The 3,217-nt window shown below is 55.2% G+C and carries 2 rRNA genes; both read right to left on the bottom strand.

What is annotated here, in order from left to right:
• A 5S ribosomal RNA gene (rrf, locus tag AC1DBN_RS21305) occupies positions 1-114 on the bottom strand; the annotation flags it as partial.
• 35 nt (positions 115-149) lie between these two features.
• Positions 150-3,196: ribosomal RNA gene (locus AC1DBN_RS21300) — 23S ribosomal RNA — on the bottom strand.
• Positions 3,197-3,217 lie beyond the last annotated feature (21 nt).

Raw genomic sequence — 3,217 nt, 5'->3', positions numbered from 1 at the left:
CGGCGGTGTCCTACTCTCCCACACCCTCCCGGGTGCAGTACCATCGGCGCTGTGGGTCTTAGCTTCCGGGTTCGGAATGGGACCGGGCGTTTCCCCCACGCTATGACCGCCGTAACCCTTCTACCCGTCACCAACCCCGTGGGGGTGGTGTGGGAAATTTGTGGTTACAACATTCCTGCCCTGGTGTATGGAAATCTCATCTCGAAGCGAGCTTCCCGCTTAGATGCTTTCAGCGGTTATCCCATCCGAACGTAGCTAATCAGCGGTGCACTTGGCAGTACAACTGACACACCAGAGGTTCGTCCGTCCCGGTCCTCTCGTACTAAGGACAGCCCTTCTCAAATTTCCTGCGCGCGCAGCGGATAGGGACCGAACTGTCTCACGACGTTCTAAACCCAGCTCGCGTACCGCTTTAATGGGCGAACAGCCCAACCCTTGGGACCTACTCCAGCCCCAGGATGCGACGAGCCGACATCGAGGTGCCAAACCATGCCGTCGATATGGACTCTTGGGCAAGATCAGCCTGTTATCCCCGAGGTACCTTTTATCCGTTGAGCGACGGCCATTCCACAATGTACCGCCGGATCACTAGTCCCGACTTTCGTCCCTGCTCGAGATGTCTCTCTCACAGTCAAGCTCCCTTGTGCACTTACACTCGACACCTGATTGCCAACCAGGCTGAGGGAACCTTTGGGCGCCTCCGTTACTTTTTAGGAGGCAACCGCCCCAGTTAAACTACCCATCAGGCACTGTCCCTGACCCGGATTACGGGCCGAAGTTAGATGTCCAAAGTGACCAGAGTGGTATTTCAACGATGACTCCACCCGAACTGGCGTCCGGGCTTCAACGTCTCCCACCTATCCTACACAAGCCACTCCGAACACCAATACCAAACTATAGTAAAGGTCTCGGGGTCTTTCCGTCCTGCTGCGCGTAACGAGCATCTTTACTCGTACTGCAATTTCGCCGAGTTTATGGTTGAGACAGCGGGGAAGTCGTTACTCCATTCGTGCAGGTCGGAACTTACCCGACAAGGAATTTCGCTACCTTAGGATGGTTATAGTTACCACCGCCGTTTACTGGGGCTTAAATTCTCAGCTTCGCCTTRCGGCTAACCGGTCCTCTTAACCTTCCAGCACCGGGCAGGAGTCAGTCCGTATACATCGTCTTGCGACTTCGCACGGACCTGTGTTTTTAGTAAACAGTCGCTTCCCCCTGGTCTCTGCGGCCCCGATCCCCTCCACACCGCAAGGGTGTATCAAGGTTGGGGCCCCCCTTCTCCCGAAGTTACGGGGGCATTTTGCCGAGTTCCTTAACCATAATTCTCTCGATCGCCTTAGTATTCTCTACCTGATCACCTGTGTCGGTTTGGGGTACGGGCGGCTAAAACCTCGCGTCGATGCTTTTCTCGGCAGCATAGGATCACCAAATCCCCCCAAACGGGGGTCCCATCAGATCTCAGGCATCATGAGTGGCGGATTTGCCTACCACTCGCCCTACATCCTTAGACCGGGACAACCATCGCCCGGCTCGGCTACCTTCCTGCGTCACACCTGTTAATACGCTTGCCTCCCAGGATCAGGTCCTGCGCTCCACCAAAACCCTCACACCACAAGGGTGATCGGGCAGGTCTCGGGCAGTTAGTATCCCCTGTTCAACATGGGCGGTTTTTCGCCGGTACGGGAATATCAACCCGTTGTCCATCGACTACGCCTGTCGGCCTCGCCTTAGGTCCCGACTTACCCAGGGCAGATTAGCTTGACCCTGGAACCCTTGATCATTCGGCGGACGGGTTTCTCACCCGTCTTTCGCTACTCATGCCTGCATTCTCACTCGTGTAGGCTCCACCGCTGGTTTCCACCGCGACTTCACTGCCCACACGACGCTCCCCTACCCATCCAAACGCCTGAACCACAAGGGCTTAGCTAATATTTGAATGCCACAACTTCGGCGGTGTACTTGAGCCCCGCTACATTGTCGGCGCGGAATCACTTGACCAGTGAGCTATTACGCACTCTTTTAAGGGTGGCTGCTTCTAAGCCAACCTCCTGGTTGTCTTCGCAACTCCACATCCTTTCCCACTTAGCACACGCTTAGGGGCCTTAGTTGGTGGTCTGGGCTGTTTCCCTCTCGACTATGAAGCTTATCCCCCACAGTCTCACTGCTACGCTCTCACTTACCGGCATTCGGAGTTTGGCTGACGTCAGTAACCTTGTAGGGCCCATTAGCCATCCAGTAGCTCTACCTCCGGTAAGAAACACGCAACGCTGCACCTAAATGCATTTCGGGGAGAACCAGCTATCACGAAGTTTGATTGGCCTTTCACCCCTACCCACAGCTCATCCCCTCCATTTTCAACTGAAGTGGGTTCGGTCCTCCACGACGTCTTACCGTCGCTTCAACCTGGCCATGGGTAGATCACTTCGCTTCGGGTCTAGATCACGCCACTCAAACGCCCTATTCAGACTCGCTTTCGCTACGGCTGCCCCACACGGGTTAACCTCGCGACGTAACACTAACTCGCAGGCTCATTCTTCAAAAGGCACGCCGTCACAACTACAAGGTTGCTCCGACGGATTGTAAGCACACGGTTTCAGGTACTGTTTCACTCCCCTCCCGGGGTACTTTTCACCTTTCCCTCACGGTACTGGTCCGCTATCGGTCATTAGGGAGTATTTAGGCTTATCAGGTGGTCCTGACAGATTCGCACGGGATTTCTCGGGCCCCGTACTACTTGGGATACATCAACAAGGCGGTGCAACGCATTACAGTTACGGGACTAACACCCTCTCTGGCCGGCCTTTCAAGACCGTTCACCTATACGCACACCCACACCCCGTCAGCCCGGCAGAACTGACACGTAATGTCCCACAACCCCGACCATGCAACGCCCGCCGGCTATCACACATGGAACGGTTTAGCCTGATCCGCGTTCGCTCGCCACTACTAACGGAATCACTATTGTTTTCTCTTCCTGCGGGTACTGAGATGTTTCACTTCCCCGCGTTCCCTCCACGCACCCTATGTGTTCAGATGCGGGTCACCAGGTAACTCGCGCTCCTGGCGGGGTTTCCCCATTCGGACACCCTGGGATCACAGTCCGGTTATCGACTCCCCCAGGCTTATCGCAGATTCCTACGTCCTTCTTCGGCTCCTAATGCCAAGGCATCCACCGTGTGCTCTTAAAAACTTGACCACAAAGATCAAAAACTAATTT

The organism is Pseudarthrobacter sp. 10T415 (assembly GCF_056394175.1).
Note: the sequence above shows the minus strand (reverse complement) of the source record. Positions and strands in the feature narration are given on the sequence as shown.